General features: G+C 73.5%; 17 protein-coding genes and 1 riboswitch. Of the genes, 8 read left to right on the top strand and 9 right to left on the bottom strand.

Annotated elements, in window-relative coordinates; all coding sequences use genetic code 11:
* Positions 1 to 97 precede the first annotated feature (97 nt).
* On the bottom strand, positions 98 to 2,989 hold the full coding sequence (locus tag K7G61_RS20710; protein ID WP_225848394.1) for an N-acetylmuramoyl-L-alanine amidase: 2,892 nt from the start codon (positions 2,987 to 2,989) through the stop codon (positions 98 to 100).
* A 197-nt stretch (positions 2,990 to 3,186) separates the two neighbouring features.
* On the opposite strand from K7G61_RS20710, the gene K7G61_RS20705 reads away from it, so the two are divergent.
* The gene (locus K7G61_RS20705) at positions 3,187 to 4,533 is read left to right on the top strand and encodes a class II 3-deoxy-7-phosphoheptulonate synthase (RefSeq protein WP_225848393.1); all 1,347 of its coding nucleotides are present in this window, start codon (positions 3,187 to 3,189) and stop codon (positions 4,531 to 4,533) included.
* 135 nt (positions 4,534 to 4,668) lie between these two features.
* Positions 4,669 to 4,965 carry a bacterioferritin-associated ferredoxin gene (locus K7G61_RS20700; protein WP_225848392.1) on the top strand — a complete coding sequence of 99 codons (297 nt, stop codon included), beginning with the start codon at positions 4,669 to 4,671 and terminating at the stop codon, positions 4,963 to 4,965.
* A 13-nt stretch (positions 4,966 to 4,978) separates the two neighbouring features.
* On the opposite strand, the gene bfr is transcribed toward K7G61_RS20700, so the two are convergent.
* Positions 4,979 to 5,479 carry a bacterioferritin gene (gene bfr / locus K7G61_RS20695; protein WP_225848391.1) on the bottom strand — a complete coding sequence of 167 codons (501 nt, stop codon included), beginning with the start codon at positions 5,477 to 5,479 and terminating at the stop codon, positions 4,979 to 4,981.
* 102 nt (positions 5,480 to 5,581) lie between these two features.
* Between bfr and K7G61_RS20690 the strand changes: the two genes are divergently transcribed.
* Positions 5,582 to 6,196, top strand: a complete 615-nt coding sequence (locus tag K7G61_RS20690) for a sulfite oxidase-like oxidoreductase (RefSeq protein ID WP_225848390.1) — start codon at positions 5,582 to 5,584, stop codon at positions 6,194 to 6,196.
* Positions 6,197 to 6,209: 13 nt separating this feature from the next.
* On the opposite strand, the gene pknB is transcribed toward K7G61_RS20690, so the two are convergent.
* The 4 genes from pknB to thiO all read right to left on the bottom strand — a co-directional run bounded on the left by pknB (position 6,210) and on the right by thiO (position 10,589).
* Positions 6,210 to 8,165 carry a Stk1 family PASTA domain-containing Ser/Thr kinase gene (gene pknB, locus K7G61_RS20685; protein WP_225848389.1) on the bottom strand — a complete coding sequence of 652 codons (1,956 nt, stop codon included), beginning with the start codon at positions 8,163 to 8,165 and terminating at the stop codon, positions 6,210 to 6,212.
* A gap of 115 nt (positions 8,166 to 8,280) precedes the next feature.
* Complete coding sequence (locus tag K7G61_RS20680) at positions 8,281 to 9,102, bottom strand: thiazole synthase (RefSeq protein WP_225848388.1); 822 nt, start codon at positions 9,100 to 9,102, stop codon at positions 8,281 to 8,283.
* 3 nt (positions 9,103 to 9,105) lie between these two features.
* Entirely contained in the window at positions 9,106 to 9,312 is a 207-nt protein-coding gene (gene thiS / locus K7G61_RS20675) for a sulfur carrier protein ThiS (RefSeq protein WP_225848387.1), read from the bottom strand.
* The gene (gene thiO, locus K7G61_RS20670; RefSeq protein WP_225848386.1) at positions 9,309 to 10,589 is read right to left on the bottom strand and encodes a glycine oxidase ThiO; all 1,281 of its coding nucleotides are present in this window, start codon (positions 10,587 to 10,589) and stop codon (positions 9,309 to 9,311) included. The genes thiS and thiO overlap by 4 nt, the downstream gene beginning before the upstream one ends.
* Positions 10,584 to 10,695, bottom strand: a riboswitch (TPP riboswitch). (Overlaps the previous gene by 6 nt.)
* 119 nt (positions 10,696 to 10,814) lie before the next feature.
* On the opposite strand from thiO, the gene K7G61_RS20665 reads away from it, so the two are divergent.
* The 5 genes from K7G61_RS20665 (at position 10,815) to K7G61_RS20645 (ending at position 15,341) form a co-directional block, all read left to right on the top strand.
* Positions 10,815 to 12,020, top strand: coding sequence for an NAD(P)/FAD-dependent oxidoreductase (locus K7G61_RS20665; RefSeq protein ID WP_225848444.1), 1,206 nt, complete (start codon positions 10,815 to 10,817; stop codon positions 12,018 to 12,020).
* A gap of 67 nt (positions 12,021 to 12,087) precedes the next feature.
* A complete protein-coding gene (locus K7G61_RS20660) occupies positions 12,088 to 12,462 on the top strand; it encodes an Rv2175c family DNA-binding protein (protein ID WP_225848385.1) in 375 nt (124 codons plus the stop codon).
* 84 nt (positions 12,463 to 12,546) lie between these two features.
* Entirely contained in the window at positions 12,547 to 13,200 is a 654-nt protein-coding gene (gene thiE / locus K7G61_RS20655; protein ID WP_225848384.1) for a thiamine phosphate synthase, read from the top strand.
* Positions 13,201 to 13,332: 132 nt separating this feature from the next.
* Entirely contained in the window at positions 13,333 to 14,265 is a 933-nt protein-coding gene (gene metF, locus K7G61_RS20650; RefSeq protein WP_225848383.1) for a methylenetetrahydrofolate reductase [NAD(P)H], read from the top strand.
* Between the two features lie 35 nt (positions 14,266 to 14,300).
* A complete protein-coding gene (locus K7G61_RS20645; RefSeq protein ID WP_225848382.1) occupies positions 14,301 to 15,341 on the top strand; it encodes a hypothetical protein in 1,041 nt (346 codons plus the stop codon).
* Positions 15,342 to 15,439: 98 nt separating this feature from the next.
* Here the strand turns inward: K7G61_RS20645 and K7G61_RS20640 are convergent, their stop codons facing one another.
* From K7G61_RS20640 to K7G61_RS20630, 3 genes are all read right to left on the bottom strand, one after another.
* A complete protein-coding gene (locus tag K7G61_RS20640; protein WP_225848443.1) occupies positions 15,440 to 17,695 on the bottom strand; it encodes a germacradienol/geosmin synthase in 2,256 nt (751 codons plus the stop codon).
* 170 nt (positions 17,696 to 17,865) lie between these two features.
* On the bottom strand, positions 17,866 to 19,341 hold the full coding sequence (locus K7G61_RS20635; RefSeq protein WP_225848381.1) for an NAD(P)/FAD-dependent oxidoreductase: 1,476 nt from the start codon (positions 19,339 to 19,341) through the stop codon (positions 17,866 to 17,868).
* A 28-nt stretch (positions 19,342 to 19,369) separates the two neighbouring features.
* On the bottom strand, positions 19,370 to 19,990 hold the full coding sequence (locus tag K7G61_RS20630; RefSeq protein ID WP_225848380.1) for a DUF4126 domain-containing protein: 621 nt from the start codon (positions 19,988 to 19,990) through the stop codon (positions 19,370 to 19,372).
* Positions 19,991 to 20,194 lie beyond the last annotated feature (204 nt).

The raw sequence follows: 20,194 nt of genomic DNA, 5'->3' as shown, positions 1-20,194 counted from the left end.
CAGCGGGCCGCCGGAGGAGCGGTCCACCACCACTGCTGGGTCATCTTCGCGATCACGCGCACGACCCTACCGTATCGCGTCATGACGCCGTGCCGGTTCAGAACATCGCGTTGTAGATGCTCCAGCCCGTGCCGACCTGGAGCCGGGTCGCGAACGGCGATGTCGCCGTCCCCGTGCCCTTGTACTCCCACAGGTTGCCCTGGGTGTCGCGGGCGATCAGGTCGGCCTTGCCGTCGCCGGTGACGTCACCGACGCCGATGAGCGCGTTGTGCATGTTCCAGCCGCTGCCGACCTGCACCCGCGTGCCGAACGGCGCGGTCGCGCTGCCCGTGCCCTTGTACAGGTAGAGCACACCGGTGGTCGAGCGGGCGATCAAATCGGCCTTGCCGTCGCCGGTGAGGTCGCCCACGCCGACGAGCGCGTTGTGCATGTTCCAGCCGCTGCCGACCTGCACCCGGGCCGCGAAGGGCGACGTGACGTTGCCGGTCCCCTGGTAGAGGTACAGCACGCCGCCGCTGGTGCGGGCGATCAGGTCGGCCTTGCCGTCGCCGGTCACGTCGCCGACCCCGGCCAGGTAGGTGTAGGGGCCCCAGCCCCCGCCGACCTTGACCCGGGCCTTGAACGGCTGGTCGATGCTGCCGCTGCCCTGGTAGTACCACAGGTACCCGGAGCTGTCCCGGGCGACGATGTCACCGGTGCCGTTCGCGTGCAGCGGGGTCAGCGCGGTGATCACGTTGTAGACGCTCCACCCGCCGCCTATTTTGTACTTGGCCAGGAACGGCGAGGCGGCGCTGCCGGTGCCCTGGTACTGCCACAGGTTGCCCGAGGAGTCCCGGCCCATCAGGTCGCTGCGGGTGGCGCCGGAGTCGGGCACGGTGGAGCTGATCTGCTGCACGTCGGTCGACCGGAGCCAGGCGATGCGGTGGTTGTACTCGATCGGGACGAACGTGTTCGTCCCGCTGACCAGGGTGCGGTCGCCCGCCGACGTCCCGGCGTACGTGCCGCCGTTGTAGTAGTCGCCGACCGCCTCGGGTCCGGCCTGGACGTACGCCTCGCCGGAGTGGACGAGGTACTTGGTCAGGGAGGCGTCGTTGTTGTTCTGCACCGGGACGCCGGTGCCGGAGTAGGCGGCGTCGTCCGGGTACGCGCGGCCGAAGACCGGGATCGAGGCGGCGCCGGCCTTGGGCGCGATCAGCGGCTGCGCGGTCTTTCCGACCGGCGCGGTCCACTGGCCGCCGGGGTTGGAGAACCAGGCCTTCTGCCCGCCGTACCAGATGGCCGTCCAGTTCCCGGAGACACCCGCCACCACGTAGCGGCCGCCGGCGACGGCCTTGTCACCCCAGTCCGGGGCCTGGTTGGTGCCGCTGCCCGAAGAGCGCAGGTAGAGGTCGGACAGCAGGGGCGCGGTGGCCGACGGCGAGGTGCGCAGCCACACGAAGTTGGCCGGCCGGGTGTACGTCTGCGTCCCCGATCCGTCCGGCGGGTTGTAGGTCACCGTCGGCGCGTTGGCCGTCGTGAACGGCGGCGCGATGGTGATCTCCTGGCCGACCTTGAGCGGACCGCCCGCGCCACCGGCACCGGTCGGGGCGCCGACCAGGTCCATGAAGTGGTTCCAGTCCCAGTAGGGACCCGGGTCCCAGTGCTGCGCCGACACCAGGGAGTCGACGACACCCGGCACCTCGTCGTGGCCGATGACGTGCTGCCGGTCCAGCGGGATGCCGAACCTCCCGGCCAGGTACTTCACCAGCGCGGCCGACGAGTCGTACTCCGACTCCACGTACCAGGTGGACTTGTCGACGGCGAAGCCCTCGTTCTCGATGGCGACCGAGTGCATGTTCACGGTCTTGTTGGCCGCGTGCCACGCCTCGTCCTTGGTCTGCACCATCTGCGTCACCTGGCCGTCCTGCCCGACCAGGTAGTGGGCGCTGGCCGACTTGGTCGGATCCTGGAACACCTTGATGCTGCCGGCGACCGTCCCCTCCATGTCGTGGACGACGATGTAGCGGATGTCCTCCTTGCCCGCGGCGGGCGGGCCGGCGACGCGGTTGGCCGGGTTGTAGTTGCCCTCGATGCCGCCGGAGCTGTCGGCGGTGAACGCCGCGGGGACGAAGGTGCAGGTCAGCGACGACGGGCACTCCGTGGCCGGGGTGGCCGCGGTGCTCGTGGTCGCGAGGGTGTTGGTCGTGGCCGCCGCCAGCGGGGCCTTCACCGACGTGACCGGCGTGACGTCGGGCGACGCGGTCAGGGTGACCAGCTGGTTGTCGGCGGTGACCCGCGAGGCGCCCGTCCTGATCGTCTCGAAGACCCGGTTCGCGAAGAGCTCGGCCCCATGGCGGTCGGGCGACTGGCTGTACCGCTCGACCGCCGCGTACCAGTGGCCCGCGTCGTCCGGCAGCGAGCCCACGGCCTTCTGCTCGTAGCTCTTGAGCAGCGCGGCGGCGCCCCTGACGCTCTCCCGCGGGTCGGAGCGCAGGGTGTCGGGGGAGCTGCCGATCAGCTTGGCGGCGGCGTCGAGCGTGTGCAGCCGCGGGTCGGAGGTGTCCACCGCGGCCGGGACGCTCTTCAGTGCCCGAGTGGCGTTGAAGCGCTTCATGATCTTCGGGTCGCCGCTGAGGTTCATCTCCGACAGGCTCCCGGCCCGCGTCGGCCGTGCGACGTCCTGCGGCTCGACTTGCGTCAGGCCCATGACATTGTAGTTTCCGGTCGTACTCGGCCGGCCGCCGTGGGACTCCCACAGGGTCTGGCGGTACGAGACGGCCATCAGCACGCTCTGCGGCACCTTGAACTCCTTCGCGGCGGACGCGAAGGCGTCCTGCAGCGCGTGCGGGTTCGAGGTGCCCGCCTTCGCGTCGGGGGAGTCCGACGACGACGGCGAGGCGAGGGCGATGGTTCCGTAGGTGACGGAGGCGGCCAGGACCAGGCCGGCGGCTCCGTAGGCGATCGTGGATTTCTTGCGGCGGTGCTGTCTCTTGCGTCGTTCAGTTGTCAACCTGCAGCCCTTGGCTTCGTCGGCACGGTTGGGCGCGCCCCTCCCCGGCGGCCGCCCGGTGGGGCGGTCGCCTCCAGAACGTGGTGACGTTATCAACCACCCCACCGGCCGCGGCGGTCACCCCGGCCGCGGCGCCCCCATGTCTCACCCAGTGAGCCGAGCGAAACCCGGCCGCCGGGACGCCGTAGTGTGGGAACGTGACCGTGAACGCAGAACTCCACGCCGGTGGCAACACCTGGCGCTCTCTTCCCGCGGCGCAGCAGCCCGAGTGGCCCGATCCCGAGGCTCTGCGCGATGTGGTCGCCGACCTCGCCTCGTATCCGCCGCTCGTCTTCGCCGGGGAGTGCGACCAGCTGCGCGCCCGGATGGGCGCCGTGGCCAAGGGGGAGGCGTTCCTGCTCCAGGGCGGCGACTGCGCCGAGGCGTTCGACGCCGTCGGCGCCGACCAGATCCGCAACAAGCTCAAGACACTGCTCCAGATGGGAGCGGTGCTGACGTACGCGGCCTCGGTGCCGGTCGTCAAGGTCGGCCGGATCGCCGGTCAGTACAGCAAGCCGCGCTCCAAGCCGACCGAGACCCGCGACGGCGTCACGCTGCCGACGTACCGCGGCGACTCCGTCAACGGCTTCGAGTTCACCGCCGAGGCCCGGATCCCCGACCCGCAGCGGCTCAAGCGGATGTACCACGCCTCGGCGTCCACCCTGAACCTGGTGCGGGCCTTCACCACCGGCGGCTACGCCGACCTGCGCCAGGTGCACGCCTGGAACCAGGACTTCGTGAAGTCCTCGCCGTCCGGGCAGCGTTACGAGGCGGTCGCCCGCGAGATCGACCGCGCGCTGAACTTCATGGCCGCCTGCGGCGCCGACCCGGCCGAGTTCCGCACCGTCGAGTTCTACGCCTCGCACGAGGCGCTGCTGCTGGACTACGAGTCCGCGCTGACCCGCGTCGACTCGCGGACCGGGCAGCTGTACGACGTGTCCGGGCACATGGTGTGGATCGGCGAGCGCACCCGGCAGCTCGACGGCGCCCACATCGAGTTCGCCTCGCGGATCCGCAACCCGCTGGGCGTGAAGCTGGGCCCGGGGACCACCCCGGAGGAGGCGCTGGCGTACATCGACCGCCTCGACCCGGAGCGCGAGCCGGGCCGGCTCACCTTCGTCGTGCGGATGGGCGCGGACAAGGTGCGCGACAAACTGCCGACCCTGGTGGAGAAGGTCACCGCCTCCGGCGCGCAGGTCGCCTGGGTGTGCGACCCGATGCACGGCAACACCTTCGAGGCCGCCTCGGGCCACAAGACCCGCCGCTTCGACGACGTCCTGGACGAGGTCAAGGGCTTCTTCGAGGTGCACCACGGCCTGGGCACCCACCCGGGCGGCATCCACGTCGAGCTGACCGGCGACGACGTCACCGAGTGCGTCGGCGGCGGCGACGAGATCTTCGTCGACGACCTGCACCAGCGCTACGAGACGGCGTGCGACCCGCGGCTGAACCGCAGCCAGTCGCTCGACCTGGCGTTCCTGGTGGCGGAGATGTACCGGGGCTGACTCCGTCGACTCCTGCCCGTACGCGAGGGGCGCGGATCACACCGATCCGCACCCCTCGCGGCTTTTCTCCCCCGGTCGGGTCCGGGTAAGGTAAGGGTTACCTCACTCCCCGAGCCCGGAAACGGCGGTGACCGCGTGTACGTCTGCTCCTGCTTCGGCATCACCGAAGAGCAGGTCGAGCAGCATTACGCCGACGGCCGCTGCACCCCCCGCCAGATAGCCTCCGCCTGCAAGGCGGGCACCGACTGCGGGTCCTGCGTCCGGCGCATCCAGGCACTGCTGGGGCGCGGGGCGGGCCGCGTGACGAAGGAGAGGCCGGCGCCGGTCGCGCCCGCCGCGGAGCCGGTTCGCGTGGTGGAGCCGGTTCGCGTGGTGGAGCCAGTCGTCCCCGTGGCCGCCGCCGACGCGGAGCCGGCGGTACGCGCGGCCTGACCGCCGGCCGTCCTCAGCCGCCGGCGGCGCCGCCGCCCGCGTCCGGCTGCTCGATCTGCTGGGCGATGTAGAGCGCCTCGCCCAGCTTCTCGACCAGGTCGAGCTGGGTGTCCAGGTACTCGATGTGCTCCTCCTCGTCCGCCAGGATCGACTCGAACACGTTCGCCGAGGTCACGTCGCCCTTGGCCCGCATCAGCTCGATGCCGCGGCGCAGCCGGTCGATGGCCTCGACCTCGACCTGCTTGTCCGCCTGGAACATCTCCGTGAGGCTCTGCCCCACCCGGACGTGGAAGAGCCGCTGGTAGTTGGGCAGGCCCTCCAGCAGCAGGATCCGGTCGGTGAGGATCTCGGCGTGGCGCATCTCGTCGAACGACTCGGCGCGGGTGTGCCGGGCGAGCCTCAGCCAGCCGAAGTGCTCCTGCATCTTGGCGTGCAGGAAGTACTGGTTGATGGCGGTCAGCTCGGCGGTCAGCTGTTCGTTCAGGAACTCGATGACCTCTGGGTCGCCCTGCATGACGCCGTCCTTCCGTTCGGCCCCCCGTGGCTTCCCCGGCCGCATCCTCCCACGCCTCGGGGCGGGTCAGAAGCATTACGTCCGGTCTGTCACCATGGATGCATGGGTGAGTCCGAGCATCGCGGGGAGCAGCTCCCTCCCGGGCAGCGGCTCCAGCGGGGCTGGCCGGTCACCCACTACGGTCCGGTGCCGCGGTTCAAGGCGGACCGCTGGGAGTTCCGGGTCTTCGGCGCGACGGCCGACGGCGGCGCCACCGGCTGGAACCACGAGGAGTTCTCGGCGCTCCCGTACCACACGGTCATCGCCGACTTCCACTGCGTCACCAAGTTCTCCATGCTCGACGTCGAGTGGGGCGGGGTCGCCGCCTCCACCGTCGCCAAGCTGGCCCCGCCGGCCCCCGACGTCACCCACGTCATGGTCTGGGCCGAGTACGGCTTCTCCGCGAACCTGCGCCTGGCGGACTTCCTCGACGACTCCTGCATATTCGCCACCCACAAGGGCGGCGAGCCGCTCACCGCCGAGCACGGCTTCCCGGTCCGGCTGGTCGTACCCCGCCTGTACGCCTGGAAGGGGCCCAAGTGGGTGCGGGGCGTGGAGTACATGACGGCCGACCGCCGCGGGTTCTGGGAGGAGCGCGGGTACCACAACCTGGGCGACCCGTGGCGTGAGCAGCGCTACTCCTACCAGGAGGAACCGGGCGACGGGCCCGAGCTGTGACGTCCCGGGGGGCTCAGCGGGCCCACAGGGTGATGGTCGCGCCCGCCGGGGCCTGGCCCGTCGGGGACTGGCTGAAGACGGTGTCGCCGAAGAAGAGGTTGATCACCCGGACGTCGAACCCCGCGTCCTGAAGGATCTGCTTGGCGTCGTCCACGTTCTTGCCCTTCACGTCGGGCACGGGGAACGTCTGCTCGCCCTTGGACAACGTGATCGTGACCGTCTCGCCCTCGCCGGCCTGGCTGCCGCCGCCCGGGGTCTCCCGCGCCACCGTGTCCTTGTCGGCCTCGTCGGAGTAGACCCGGTCCGGCGCGATGACCACCTTCAGCCCGGCGTCCTCCAAGTCGCTCTGCGCCTTGTCGGGCGACTCCCCGATCACGTCCGGGACCTCCACCGCCGAGCCGCGCGAGACCGTGACGGCCACGGGGGTGCCGGGGGAGCGGTCGGTGGCCCCCGCGGGGTTCGTGGAGATCACCTGGCCGGCCGGCACGTCGTCGCTGAACGTCTTCGTGACCGTGCCGGGCACGAGCCCGGCGTCCTTGATCTCCTTCTGCGCGGTCGCCAGCGGGCGGCCGGCGACGTCCGGCACCCGGACCACCCGCGGGCCCCTGGAGACGGTCAGCGTGACCGTGCCGTTGTCGCGGATCCGCCCGCCCGGCGCGGGATCGGTGGAGATCACGCTGCCGACCGGCACGGTCAGCGAGTAGTCCCTGGTCACCTTGGTGTCCAGCCCGGCCCTGGCCAGCTTCTTCTGCGCCTGCGCCTGCGGAAGCGCCAGCACGCCCGGGACCTTCGTGAAGCGGCCGTCGCTGACGTACCAGACGCCCGCGCCGACTCCCGCCAGGACCAGCAGCGCGAGCAGCACGGCCAGCGGCCCCCGCGGGCCGCGCCGTTTCTGCCCGCGGGTCCCGGGCGCCGGGGGTTCCCCGGCGGGTCCGGCCGGCGGGAGGGTGAGCCTGCTCGTACGGTTCAGCCCGCCGTCGCCGGCCGCCACCGACACCGGCAGGGGCACGACGCTGGTCGGGTCCTCGGGGCCCGCCACCGGCCGCGTGGCCGGCCGTGCGTCGAGCTCGTCCGGGGTGAGCGCGGCCCGCGCCGCGCGGACCTCGGACAGCATCGCCGAAGCGTCCGCCGGGCGTCCGCCGGGGTCGCGGGCGGCGGCGCTGGCCACCAGGGCGTCCAGCCGGGGGGACAGGCCCGGGACGGCGGCGGAGGGCGCGGGCACGTCCTCGCCCAGGTGCCGCAGGATCACCTGCATCGGGGTGTCACCGGTGTGCGGCTTCACCCCGGTCAGCATCTCGTACAGCACCACACCGCACGCGTACACGTCGGTGCGCTGGTCCACGGCGCCGTTCGCGATCTGCTCGGGCGCGAGATAGGACACCGTCCCCAGCACCGTGCCCGTGGTCGCTCCGGTCTGCGTGTCCACCGCGCGGACGAGCCCGAAGTCGGCGACCTTCACCCGGCCCGGGCCGTGGCCGTCGCCGTCGCCGTGGCCGTCCGCGTGGGAGGCGCCGGCGTCGCCTATGAGGACGTTCTCCGGCTTCATGTCCCGGTGGATCAGACCCGCGCGGTGGGCCGCGCCCAGGGCGGCCAGCACGGGTTCGAGGATGTCGAGGGCCTCGCGCGGGGTGAGCGCGCCGCGTTCGCGCAGCAGGTCGCGCAGGGTGCGGCCGGCGACGTACTCCATGGCCAGGTACACGTATGTGCCGTCGGTGCCCTGGTCGTAGACGCCGACGACGTTGGGGTGCGTGAGCCGCGCGACCGCCTTGGCCTCGCGGATGAACCGCTCCACGAAGCCGGTGTCGGCCGCGAGCCCGGGGTGCATCACCTTCAGCGCGAGGACGCGGTCCAGCCTCAGGTCGACGGCCTTGTAGACCGTCGCCATCCCGCCGACCGCGATACGCCCCTCGACCCTGTAGCGCCCGTCGAGCACCTGTCCGACAAGCGGGTCCTGCACGGTGATGTCCACGACGCCCGATTCTACGAGCGCCGCGTCCCCCATCCAGCGGTACGCGCCCGCTGTGTCCGCACCGTGCGGATCCGGGACACAACCGTGACCGTGGCCGCCTGGGGAGCCGCCCTGGTCAGAACGCCGGGCGCTCCGGGTCGAAGGCGGCCGTGCCCTCGACCGGGCTCGACGCCAGGGCGTGGTGGCGCCTGGGGATGCGGCCCGCGCCCGCGGCGAGGTGGCCGGCCGTGACGGCGTGCCGCATGGCGGCGGCCATGCGGACCGGGTCCTGGGCGCGGGTGACCGCCGAGGCCAGCATCACGGCGTCGCAGCCCAGTTCCATGGCGAGGGCCACGTCGGAGGCGGTGCCGGCGCCGGCGTCGAGGACGACCGGGACGCCCGCGCGTTCGGTGATGAGCCGGAAGTTGTGCGGGTTGCGGATGCCGAGCCCCGACCCGATCGGCGAACCGAGCGGCATGATCGCGGCGCAGCCGACGTCCTCCAGCCTGCGGGCCAGCACGGGGTCGTCGCTGGTGTACGGCAGCACCGTGAAGCCGTCGTCGACCAAGGTCTCGGCGGCGCCGAGGAGTTCGACCGGATCGGGCAGCAGCGTCCGCTCGTCCGCGATGACTTCGAGCTTCACCCAGTCCGTGCCGAGCGCCTCCCGGGCCAGCCGCGCGGTCAGCACCGCCTCGCCCGCGGTGAAGCAGCCCGCCGTGTTCGGCAGCACCCGGATCCCGTGCCGCCGCAGCACCGACAGCACCGAGCCCTTGGTCGTCGGGTCCAGCCGCCGCATCGCCACGGTCGTCAGCTCCGTGCCCGACGCCAGCAGCGCCCGCTCCAGCACCTCCAGGCTGGGCGCGCCGCCCGTGCCCATGATCAGCCGGGAGGAGAACCGGGTCCCCGCGATCGTCAGCGGCTCGTCCCGCCCGGTTTCCGGCGGTGTCGTGACCGTCATCGCTCAGCCTCCCTGCACCGCGGTCAGCACTTCGACCCGGTCGCCGTCGCGGACCTCGGTGGTGGGCCACTGGCCGCGCGGGACGACCGTCTCGTTGAGGGCGGCGGCCACGCCCGAGGGGGAAGAGGTGAGGCAGGCGACGATGTCGCCGAGGGCGGTCGGGGGGTCGAAGGCGCGGCTCTCGCCGTTCACCTGGACGGTGATCGTCATACCGTCTGCTCCTGCCGTGCGGGGGCGAACCGGTGGGCGGCGAACGGGCGTGCGTACGACGGCAGTTCGCCCGTGGTGAGGGTCTCGGCCATCGCGTCGCCGGTGATCGGGGTGAGCAGGACGCCGTTGCGGTGGTGGCCGGTGGCCAGCAGCAGCCCGTCCAGGGCGGACGGGCCGAGCACCGGGGCGTTGTCGGGAGTGCCGGGGCGCAGGCCCGCGAGCATCTCGGCGAGCGGGAGTTCGGTGATCCCGGGGACCAGTTCGTGGGCGTCGCGCAGCAGTTCGTAGACCCCGCCGGCGGTGACCGTGGTGTCCCAGCCGAACTCCTCGCTTGTCGCGCCGAGCACCAACTCGCCGTTCTCCCGCGGCACCAGGTAGACGTGGCTGCCGCGCACCACCGCGCGCACCGTGCGGGACAGGAACGGCGCGTGCGCGGCCGGGACCCGCAGCCGCAGGATCTGGCCCTTGACCGGGCGCACCGGCGGAAGCGCCTCGTCCGGTAGCCCCGCCACCCGCCCGCTCCCGCTCCCGGCGGCCAGGACCGTACGGCCGGCGGCGACCACCGTGCCGTCGGTGAGCACCGCGCCGGTGACGCGGTCCCCGGCCCGCGTGATCCGGGCCACCGCGGCGCGCAGCAGCACCACGCCGGCCCGCTGCGCCGCCGCGAGCAGCGCCGCCGCCAGCCGCCGCGGATCGACCTGGTGGTCGCCGTCCACCCGCAGACCGCCGCGTACGCCGGGGGCCAGCAGCGGCTCCAGGCGGCGGCAGTCGCGCCCGCTGAGCCACTGGGCGGAAAGGCCCAGCGAGGTCTGGAAGGCGTGCAGGTCGCGCAGGTGGGCGCGGTCGTCGGCGTCCAGGGCGACGGCGAGCGTGCCGCAGCGGCGGTAGCCCGTCTCCAGGCCCGTGGCCTCCTCCAGTTCGGCGACGAAGTCCGGATAGCGCTCCGCCGAGGCCCTGTTGAGGTCCAGCAGCGTCTGCTCGCCGTACTGCAGCTCGGTGACCGCCGCCAGCATGCCCGCCGCGACCCTGGCCGCCCCGCCTCCCGGATCCGGGTCCGCGACCGTCACCCGCAGCCCGCGCTGAGCGCCCCGCCACGCGGTGACCAGGCCGATCAGCCCGCCGCCGACCACGAGGACGTCCGTGCCGCGCGTACCGTGCGCACCGTTCGTACCGTGCGCTTCCGTACTGCGCGCGTCTTCCGTACCACGCGCTTCCGTGCCACGCGCGTCTTCCGTACCGCTCGTACCGCCTGTGCCCACCGGACCGGCATGGCTCATGCGCTACGCCCTCCCTTCGCCGGCATGACCCGGATCAGGTTCTTACGGTCGGCGGCCGGTCAGCCGCCCTCTCAGCCCGGTCGTCCGGGCTCCCGCGTGTTCTCTGGCACCGGTCACCCTATCCCCACCGCCCCCGCGCGGGGTACCCGCCGCCCCCGGCCGGCGGCACGCCTGCCGGACCGGCCACAGGAGGTACGGCGGGCGGGCTACCGTGATCACGTGAGCATGGAGCGTGCCGTGATCGTCGGGGCCGGGATGGCCGGGGTGCAGACCGCTGTCGAACTGCGGCAGCAGGGCTGGCGCGGCCCCGTCCTCGTACTGGGGGACGAGCCGCACCCGCCGTACGACCGGCCGCCGCTGTCCAAGGCGGTGCTGCTGGGCGCCGCCCAGGGCACCGAGGACGTCGACGTGCGGTTCGACGTGGACTTCGCGGCGCTCGACGTGGAACTGCGGCTCGGGGCGCGCGCCGAGGCGCTGCGCGCCGACAGCCACGAGATCGTCACCGCCTCCGGCGTCCTGGCCTACGACAAGCTCGTCATCGCCACCGGCGCCTACGCGGTGACACTGCCGGGCACGGCCGGGCTGCCCGACGTGTACCCGCTGCGGACGCTGGACGACGCCGCCGCGCTGCGCCCGGTGCTGGCCGAGCGGCGGCGGATCGTGGTGGTGGGCGCGGGCTGGATCGGCGCGGAGTTCGCCACCGCAGCGCGCCAGGCCGATTGCGAGGTCGCCGTGGTCGAGGCGGCCGACCGCCCGCTGGCCGGCGCGCTGCCCGCCGCCGTCACCGCCCCCATGCGCGGCTGGTACGAGGAGGCGGGCGTGGACCTGCGCACCGGCACCCCGGTCGCGGCCGTGGAACCCGGCGCGGTGGTGCTGGCCGACGGCTCCCGGCTGGTCGCGCAGGCCGTCGTCGTCGGCATCGGCGCCCGCCCCCAGACCGGCTGGCTCGGCGGCTCGGCGGTCGCCCTCGACGACGACGGCGCGGTCCTCGCCGACGACCGGCTGCGCACCACCGTTCCCGACGTCTACGCCGTCGGCGACTGCGCGTCCTTCCCCTCCGCTCGCTACGGGCGGCGGCTGCTGGTCCACCACTGGGACAACGCCGCCCAGGGCCCGCGCACCGCCGCCGCCAACCTGCTGGGCGGCGACGAGCGGTACGACCCCGTGCCGTACTTCTGGTCCGAGCAGTTCGGGCGGTTCGTGCAGTACGCGGGGCACCACACCGGCGAGGACACCCTGCTGATGCGCGGCGATCCGGACGGGCCCGCCTGGACGGCGCTGTGGCTGCGCGACGGGGAGCTCAGGGCGCTGCTCGCGGTCGGCCGGCCGCGCGACCTGGCGCAGGCGCGCAAGCTCATCACCCGCTCGGCCCAGCTGGACCCGGTGGTCGCCGCGGACCCCGCCGTCCCGCTGAAGTCGGCGGTTCGCTGACCCGACCGGCCGTGCGCGCGGTGTCGTAGCCGCAGCGGTTGTCGGCGGCTGGTGGCAGGCTTGTCCCGTGACTGATTTTTCGTCTGTTGACGCACGTATCGACGCCCTGGTCCCCTCCTGGCTCACCCTGCCCGAAGTGGCCGAGCGTCTCGGTCTCGACGTGACCCGCATCCGGCCGCTGATCAAGGAAGGGCAGCTCATCGCGGTCAGGCGCGGGGAGAACAGGGTGCTGATGGTCCCCAGTGACTTCATCGGCGACGGCAAGATCGTCAAAGGTCTGCCGGGCACGCTGACACTGCTCAAGGACGACGGGTTCACCGACGAGGAGGCCCTGGAGTGGCTCTTCACGCCTGACCCGACCCTGCCCGGCACCCCCGCCCAGGCGCTGCGCGAGAATCGCGGGACCGAGGTGAAGCGCCGCGCGCAGGCGCTCGCCGTGTAGCCCGCGCCCGATCCGGTCCTCCGCGGCTCCCGTGCGCTAGCGGCGTACGCGGAAGCGGCTCCGGCGCCGACCCTGGGAGCCCGGATGACCACCGCAGCACGCGAGCAGCTCGCCGACGCCCGGCTGTACCTGTGCACCGACGCCCGGGCCGGGCGCGGCGACCTCGCCGAGTTCGCGGACGCGGTGCTCGGCGCCGGGGTGGACGTCATCCAGCTCCGCCAGAAGGGCATCGAGGCCCGCGAGGAACTCGCCGCGCTCGCCGTGCTCGCGGCCGCGTGCCGCAGGCACGGCAAGCTGCTCGCCGTCAACGACCGGGCCGACGTGGCGCACGCGGCCGGTGCGGACGTCCTGCACCTGGGGCAGGGCGACCTCCCCGTACCGGCCGCGCGCGCCATCCTCGGCGAACGGGTGCTCATCGGCCGCTCCTGCCACGCCGAGGCGGAGGTGGACGCCGCCGCCCGCGAGGAGGGCGCGGACTACTTCTGCACCGGACCCGTGTGGCCCACCCCCACCAAGCCGGGGCGCCCGGCACCCGGCCTGTCCCTCGTCCGATACGCCGCGGCCCTCCCGGCCGGCCGCCCCTGGTTCGCCATCGGCGGCATCGACCTCACCAACCTCCCCGACGTGCTCGCCGCCGGCGCCCGGCGCGTCGTCGTGGTCCGCGCCCTCACCGAGGCCCCCGACCCCGCAGCGGCCGCCGCCGCGCTGTCCAAGGCGCTGCGCGCGGCGGGTGACTGACCGCTTCCCGGCGTCCCCGGGTGCCGCCCGCCCCGCGCCCGTGCGTCCAGCAGGTGGACGGGAAACGGCACTAATCCGCCATATCCACCGGAACGGTTACGCTCGGTCGCCACCGCCGGTTAACCTGCATACATGGCCCTCGGAACCGCCTCCACCCGTACCGACCGAGCAGTCACCATCCGTGAGCTGCTGGCCGGTGGCGACCGCTCGTACTCGTTCGAGTTCGCCGCGCCCAAGACGGAGAAGGGCGAGCGCACGCTGTGGAACGCGATCCGGCGGATCGAGGCCGTCCAGCCGACGTTCGTCTCGGTGACGTACGGTGCCGGCGGCTCGTCCCGTGAGGGCACCGTGCGGGCCACCGACCGCATCGTCTCGGACACGACCCTCACCCCGTGCGCCCACCTCACGGCGGTCAACCACTCGGTCGCCGAGCTGCGCAACATCATCGGCCAGTACGCGGACGCCGGGATCCGCAACATGCTGGCCATCAGGGGCGACCCGCCCGGCGACCCCCTGGGGGAGTGGGTCCCGCACCCGCAGGGCCTGACGTACGCGGCGGACCTGGTCCGGCTGATCAAGGACTCGGGTGACTTCTGCGTGGGCGTCGCCGCCTTCACCGAGATGCACCCGCGCTCCACCGACGCCGCCGCCGACACCCGCCACTTCCTCGACAAGTGCCGGGCCGGCGCGGACTTCGCGATCACCCAGATGTTCTTCGACCCGGAGGCCTACCTGCGGCTGCGCGACCGCGTCGACCGGGCCGGCTGCACCGTCCCGATCATCCCCGAGGTCATGCCGGTCACCAACGTCCGGCAGATCGAGCGCTTCTCCCAGCTCGGCAACGCACCCTTCCCACCCGACCTGGCCGAACGACTGCTGGCCGTGCGGGACGACCCCGCCGCGGTGCGCGCCATCGGCATCGAGTTCACCACCGAGATGTGCCGGCGTCTGATGGCCGAGGACATCCCGGGGCTGCACTTCATTACTCTTAACCACTCCACCGCGTCGCTGGAGATCTACCAGAACCTCGGGCTGCACCAGCGGGCCGGCGGTCCCTCCGCCTGAGGCAGGGGGAGAACCTAGGTGAGGGAAGTGGGCACGTGGGTTACTCGGTGCTCTACATCGCGTTCGGGATCGTCGCGCTGTGGCTGCTGGGCGAGGTGCTGCTGCAGCACAAGGCCCGGCTGCGCTGGCGGCTGCTGGCCTTCGCCGGGTTCCTGGGCGTGGTCGGCGGGGTCGCGCTGCGCGAGGTCGTGCTGATCATGCTGGGCGCGGCCGCGTTCGGCACCGGGCAGACCTTCGTGACCCTCTCCTACAAGCGCGGCTTCTCCGCCGGGTGGGCGCTGCGCGGCGGCATCGGCGCCCTGCGCCTGGGCCGCCGCACCAGCGCCGCCTACCCTTCCGCCGAGCCGACCCTCGCGGTCACCCCGGTCGAGGAGTCGCACGAGGACGCGGTCGGCGAGGGCCGGGACCTCCTGGCCGAGCGGGACGACGCCACCGCCGTCTATCAGCCGGTCCCGATGCACGACGACAGCGGCGAGTACCCGCTGTACGACGGCAACTCCTCCTACACCCCCGACCCGTACACCAGCGGGGGATACGAGGGCTACGGGGCCCACGGGTACGCGGGCTGGGGCGCCGAGCCGCAGCCCGCCCCCGCCACCGCCTCGTACGACGGCTACGACCCCGGTTACGCGCAGGACGGCTGGGGCGGCCAGGCATACGGGTACGCGCAGGACGGGTACGGGCAGGGCGGGAACGGACAGGGCGGGTACGGGCAGGGCGCCCACGCCGAGGGCGGCCACGGACAGGACGGCTACGGGCAGGACGGGCACGGGCAGGCCGGGTACGAGCAGGCGGGCCACCAGGAGCAGCCCGCCGCTGGGGGCTACGACACGGGCGGTTACCACTACGGGGGCTACGACGGCGGCTACGGCAGCGGCCAGTGGCCCGTGCAGGAGCACCAGGAGCACCAGGAGCCGTACCCCGGAGCGCGGGGCGGCGCGGGCTACGACCCGCAGGCGCAGCCGTACATCCCGCAGCAGCAGCACCAGCCCGCGTACGAGCAGGCCGGCGCCCAGGAGCCGCCCCAGCCGCAGTACACCGCCGACCACGACCCGTACGACCCCTACCGCTACTGAACCCGGCCGTTGTTGACCGCGGCCCTGAGCCCGGCCGTTAGTGAATCCTGCGCGGGCGCCGCGGGCCGCACCCGTCGCGGCCCGCGGCCCCCGGCCGCTCAGGACGGACGCGCCACCCCCGCTCCCGCCAGTACCCCCGCGAGCCGGGCCGCCGCCGTGCCGAGGCCCGACGGCGCCGCCCGCACCGGCGTGCCCGCCGCCACCTCCGGGTGGAACCGGCGCAGCGTCTCCTCCTTGTAGCGGTCGACGTGGCTGTGCCAGTTGAGGATCCCGGCCATCCAGGCGCGCAGCTCCCCCGCGTAGCGCAGCAGAGCCTCGCGCGCGCCGGCGTCCAGGGCGAACTCCTCGAAGAGCGCGGGCAGTTGCGTCCCGGTGATGTGCTGGAACTCCTCCATGCGGGCGGCGATCAGGTCGCCGACCACGCCCATCGCCTCGCCCGGGCCGCAGTCCAGGAAGTTCCCCACCACCAGCACCGCGTTGTGGATCTCCCCCTCGTACCGGATCTCCTTCCGGTACGAGAACACGTCGTTGACCAGGCAGGCCCAGTCGGACGCGGCGGCCTCCATGGACCGCACCGGGCGGGAGGCGAGGACCTCGTCGGACAGCGCGTCGGCGTGCGTGAACCGGGAAAGGCTCATGGTCAGGTCGGAGCCGAAGGTCAGCCGCCGCATCTCGATGTAATCGACCGGATCGGGGATACGGTGCTGCTCGTGGTTGGCCAGCTCCCACAGCCAGCTCTCGCACATCTCCCGGACCGCCGTGCGGAACCGGCCGCGGGCCCCGGGCGGCAGCGGCCCGGCGGTCCGCGGCCACAGGTCGGCCAGGCCCCGCTCCAGGGCGGTCAGCGGCGGCGGCACCGGACCGGCGTCCAGCGGCGTGAACAGCATCAGGCGGTCGGTGGCGAGCCGGGCCGCGGCCAGGCCCCCGCCGCGGCCGAACACCGCGGGGTAGTAGTCGTCGCCGTACGTCCCCCACACCAGCCAGTCCGTGGCGAGCTCCACGCCCTGCCGGTCCCCGTCGGGGTGCAGGCCTGCGGCACACAGGGCGAGGTCGTAAGCGGCGTACTTCTCCTCGTTCCACAACCCGCCCGGCAGCGGGTAGCCGGGGTCGGCGCCGACCATCCCCAGCCGCCGGGCCCAGGCCAGGCCGTGCTCCCTCGCCGCCTCCAGATGCGGGCTCAGACGCAGCGCGAACGGCATCGGGAGCGGCGGCCGCGGTACCTCCCCGGCGTCCTGGTACGGCACATGGGTGTAGCCGCGCAGCCGCCGCGGCATGGTCGCGGCCAGCGAGGTGACGATCCGAGCGGCCGACGTGCCCAGGCCGGTCGGACCGGCGAGCGGCGCCGCCGCCCCGCCGGCGCCGTCCCGGGCGCCGTTCATGTACCGGCTGGAGCGCAGGTGCCACTCGTGGCCGCCGGACTGCCAGTCCTGCAGCCCCTTGACGTAAGCGAACACGTCCATCCGCTCCCGCGGTCCCAGCCCGGACCGCTGCAGGAGCGGCTCCACCTCGGTGAGGGCGGTGTGCTCGAACTGCTGCAGCCGCGACGTCAGCAGCTCATTGACCTTGTCCGCGGCCTCCTGCGGGCCCAGCCCCAGGAACCGCTCCAGGACGAGGACCGCGTTCGCCAGCTCGCCCTCGACCTCGGTCTCGCGCTGGTACGAGAACAGGTCGTTGCGCAGGTGGACGCCGTCGGCGAAGCAGTCGCGCAGCACCCGCATGGGCCGGCTCGCCGCGATCGCGGCCGGCACCTCGGCGCCGGCCGCGTGCTCCACCAGGTTGGCCGACCAGGGCGCGCCGCCCACTTTGCGGCGCATCTCGATGTACTCGACCGGGTTCGACACCCTGCCCGCGCTGATGTTGGACAGCTCCCACAGCGACTCCTCCAGCAGGTTGCGGGTGCTGGTGTGGAAGCGCTCCCGCCAGTCGCGCGACATCGACGGCACGGTCCGCGCCCACAGGTCGGCCAGCCCCGCCTCCACCTGGTTGGCCGGCTCCGGCACCGGCGCCGGGTCCACCGGCATGAACGCGGGCAGCCGGTCCAGGTACGCCTTCGCACCCGGCATGTCCCGGCCGCGCTTGAACAGCTCCAGGAAGTGGTCGTCGAAGAAGAACACCCACACATACCAGTCGGTGACCAGGTCGAGCTCCGGCCCCGAGGCGTCGGGGTGGGTGCAGGCGCACAGCAGCGCGTAGTCGTGCGAGTCGAAATCCCCCTCGTCCCAGATCCCCGACCCCTCGATCATCCCGAACTCGCGGGCCCAGCCCTTCGAGTGCGCCCGGGCCCCCTCCAGGCACGGATTGAGCCGGGCCGGATACGGCACATAGAACTGCGGCAGTTCGAACGGCTGCGGCATCTCCATCCCCCCGATTTTCCCTACGGCCTGTGCCGATCCCCACCACAACGCTAGGTCGTGCCGGGCCGCCCCGACGGCCCCGGCGCCCCTTTCCGCCCGATCAGTTGAATTCGGCGCCCCGCGCGCTTAACGATCTCCAACGAGGTGAATGAGGTCGCGGGTCCGGGGGATCAGCGGCTGCCGCCCGGGCCGCCCATGACGAGGTCGGCGGCGATCGCCCCGGACATGCCGGCGTGGGGGAGGCCGCCGCCCGGGTGGGTCCAACCGCCCACGAAGTACAGGCCGTCCAGGGGGGTGCGGTTCGCCGGGCGCAGGAAGGAACCGCCGGCCCCGGCGAGGGCGGGCCGCGGGACACCGCCGCCGGGCGCGCCCGTCTCGCGCTCGGTGTCCGCGGGAGAGCGCGCCGCGCGCCACAACTCCCGCTCGCGCAAACCGGGGACGGCCGCCTCCGCCGCGCTCACCAGCAGTTCGGCGAACGCGTCGGCCACGCCGGGGCCGTCCCAGTCCACCGCGCCGTGCGGCGGCACCGTCGCCGTCAGCGTGACCGCCTCGTGCGCGTCGTCGGGCCGCAGCGCCGGGTCGTCGGGCCGCAGCACCGTCACCGTGAGCGCCGCGGCGTCCTGAGGCGGCGCACCCGGCGGTTCGCCGAACAGCCAGTCCAGCCCCGCCTCCGGAGTCCGGGCGTGCACCACCGTGCGGTGCACGGCGTCCTCGGGCCGGCCGCCGCGCAGCGCCAGGTGGACGCCGAACCGCCCCGGCTCCGGCGGCCCGGCCGCCGGAAGTGACGGCACTGGCGCCCCCGCCACCACCACGTCCGCCTCCCAGCCTGTCCCGTCGGCCAGTTCGAGGCCCGAGACCCGCCCGTCCCGCTCCAGCACCCGCGCCACGGCGGCGCCGAACCGGAACTCCACCCGCCGCGCCAGGCACCGCTCGTACACCGCCCGGGCCAGCGCCCGCAGACCGCCCCCGCGCACGTACCAAACCCCGAAGGTCTGCTCCACGTACGGCAGTACGGCCGCCGAGGCGGGCGCCGAGCGGGGATCGAAGCCGTACCCGAGGGCGTGGCAGGCCAGCAGCGCGGCGAGCCGCGGATCGCGCAGTTCGCGCGCGCCGACCTCGGCGAGGGTCGGGGCGCCGCGCCGGAAGAGGCCGCGGCGCACGGCCGCGGGATACGGGTCGCGGGCCAGCTCCCGCGCCGCCGGGCCGAAGGTGTCCTCCAGCAGCGGGCGCCGGGTGACCTCCCAGACCTGGCGCGCCCTGACCATCACCTCGCTCCACCGCTCGCCGCTGCCCGCGCCGAAGGCCGCGTCCAGGGCCTCGATCACCCCGGACCGCGAGGCGTTGGGAAGCGAGACGTCCGTGCCGTCGGGGAACAGGTGGCGGGCGGCCGGGTCCGCCCGCACCAGTTCTACGGTCTGCTCCAGGCTCTCCCGCCCGGTCTTCACGAACAGGTCGCGGTAGACGGCGGGCAGCGTCAGCAGGCCGGGACCGGTGTCGAAGGCGAAGCCGTCGCGCTCGTGGCGACCGACGCCTCCCCCGTACGTCCCCGACCGCTCGAACACCACCACCTGGTGGCCGCCCGTGGCGAGCCGCGCAGCCGCCGCCATTGCGCCCATACCCGCGCCGACCACCGCGATCCGTGCCATGGGAGGCAGGGTAGCGGCGTGGCCGCGGTCAGCCCGCCGCCGGGGTGCCGGGCACGGTCCCGCCCGGCCGCCGGGCGGCACGGCGTTCGCGCCGCCGGCGCAGGAAGCGGCGGACCCGGGAGAAGAGGAGGACCACCGTGGTGGCGCCCGCCGCCAGCAGGAGGGCCGCAACCAAGGCGGCGGCCAGCGGGTGGAAGAGGGCGAAGACGACCAGTGCCGCGACGGTGAGGTCCTCGGCGGTGCTGAGCACAATGTTGCTGACGGGTTCGGGCGAGGTGTTGACCGCCATCCTGGTGCCGGCCTTCACCAGGTGGGCGGCCAGCGCCGCCGACCCGCCGATCGCGCCGGCCGCGAGGTGCGACAGCGACCCCGCGTGCCCGGCCAGCAGCGCCGCCACCACACCGCCCGCGACCGGCCGCACCACGGTGTGCACGACGTCCCAGACGGTGTCCACGTACGGGATCTTGTCGGCCACCGCCTCGCACAGGAACAGCAGCCCGGCCACCACCAGCACATCGGTGCGCTGCAGCGACACGGGCACATGGTCGGTGGCCCCGGTCCTGCCCATGACGCCGAGCAGGAGGACCACGGCGTAGGCGTTGATCCCGCTCGCCCAGCCGCTGGTGAACACGAGCGGGAGTACGGACATGGCCCGGACTCTAGCGAATGGGCCCGGCACCGGGCGCGCGGCGCACTGGGTACGCGGCCGCCGGCGACATGAGTACGAATACGGATGGGCGCGCGGGGGGCGGGACCGGAAAGGTGGGTGCCGCGAGCGGGCACGCGGCCCGGCTCCGCCGACACGGGGCGGCGGAGCCCCGCGGACCGGCTCGCAACGGGGGTTCCGCGCCGG

The organism is Streptomyces sp. HPF1205, assembly GCF_020400825.1.
Classification (GTDB): Bacteria; Actinomycetota; Actinomycetes; order Streptomycetales; family Streptomycetaceae; genus Actinacidiphila.
The sequence above is the reverse complement of the archived record's forward strand: the minus strand, read 5'-3'. Positions and strand labels throughout refer to the sequence as shown.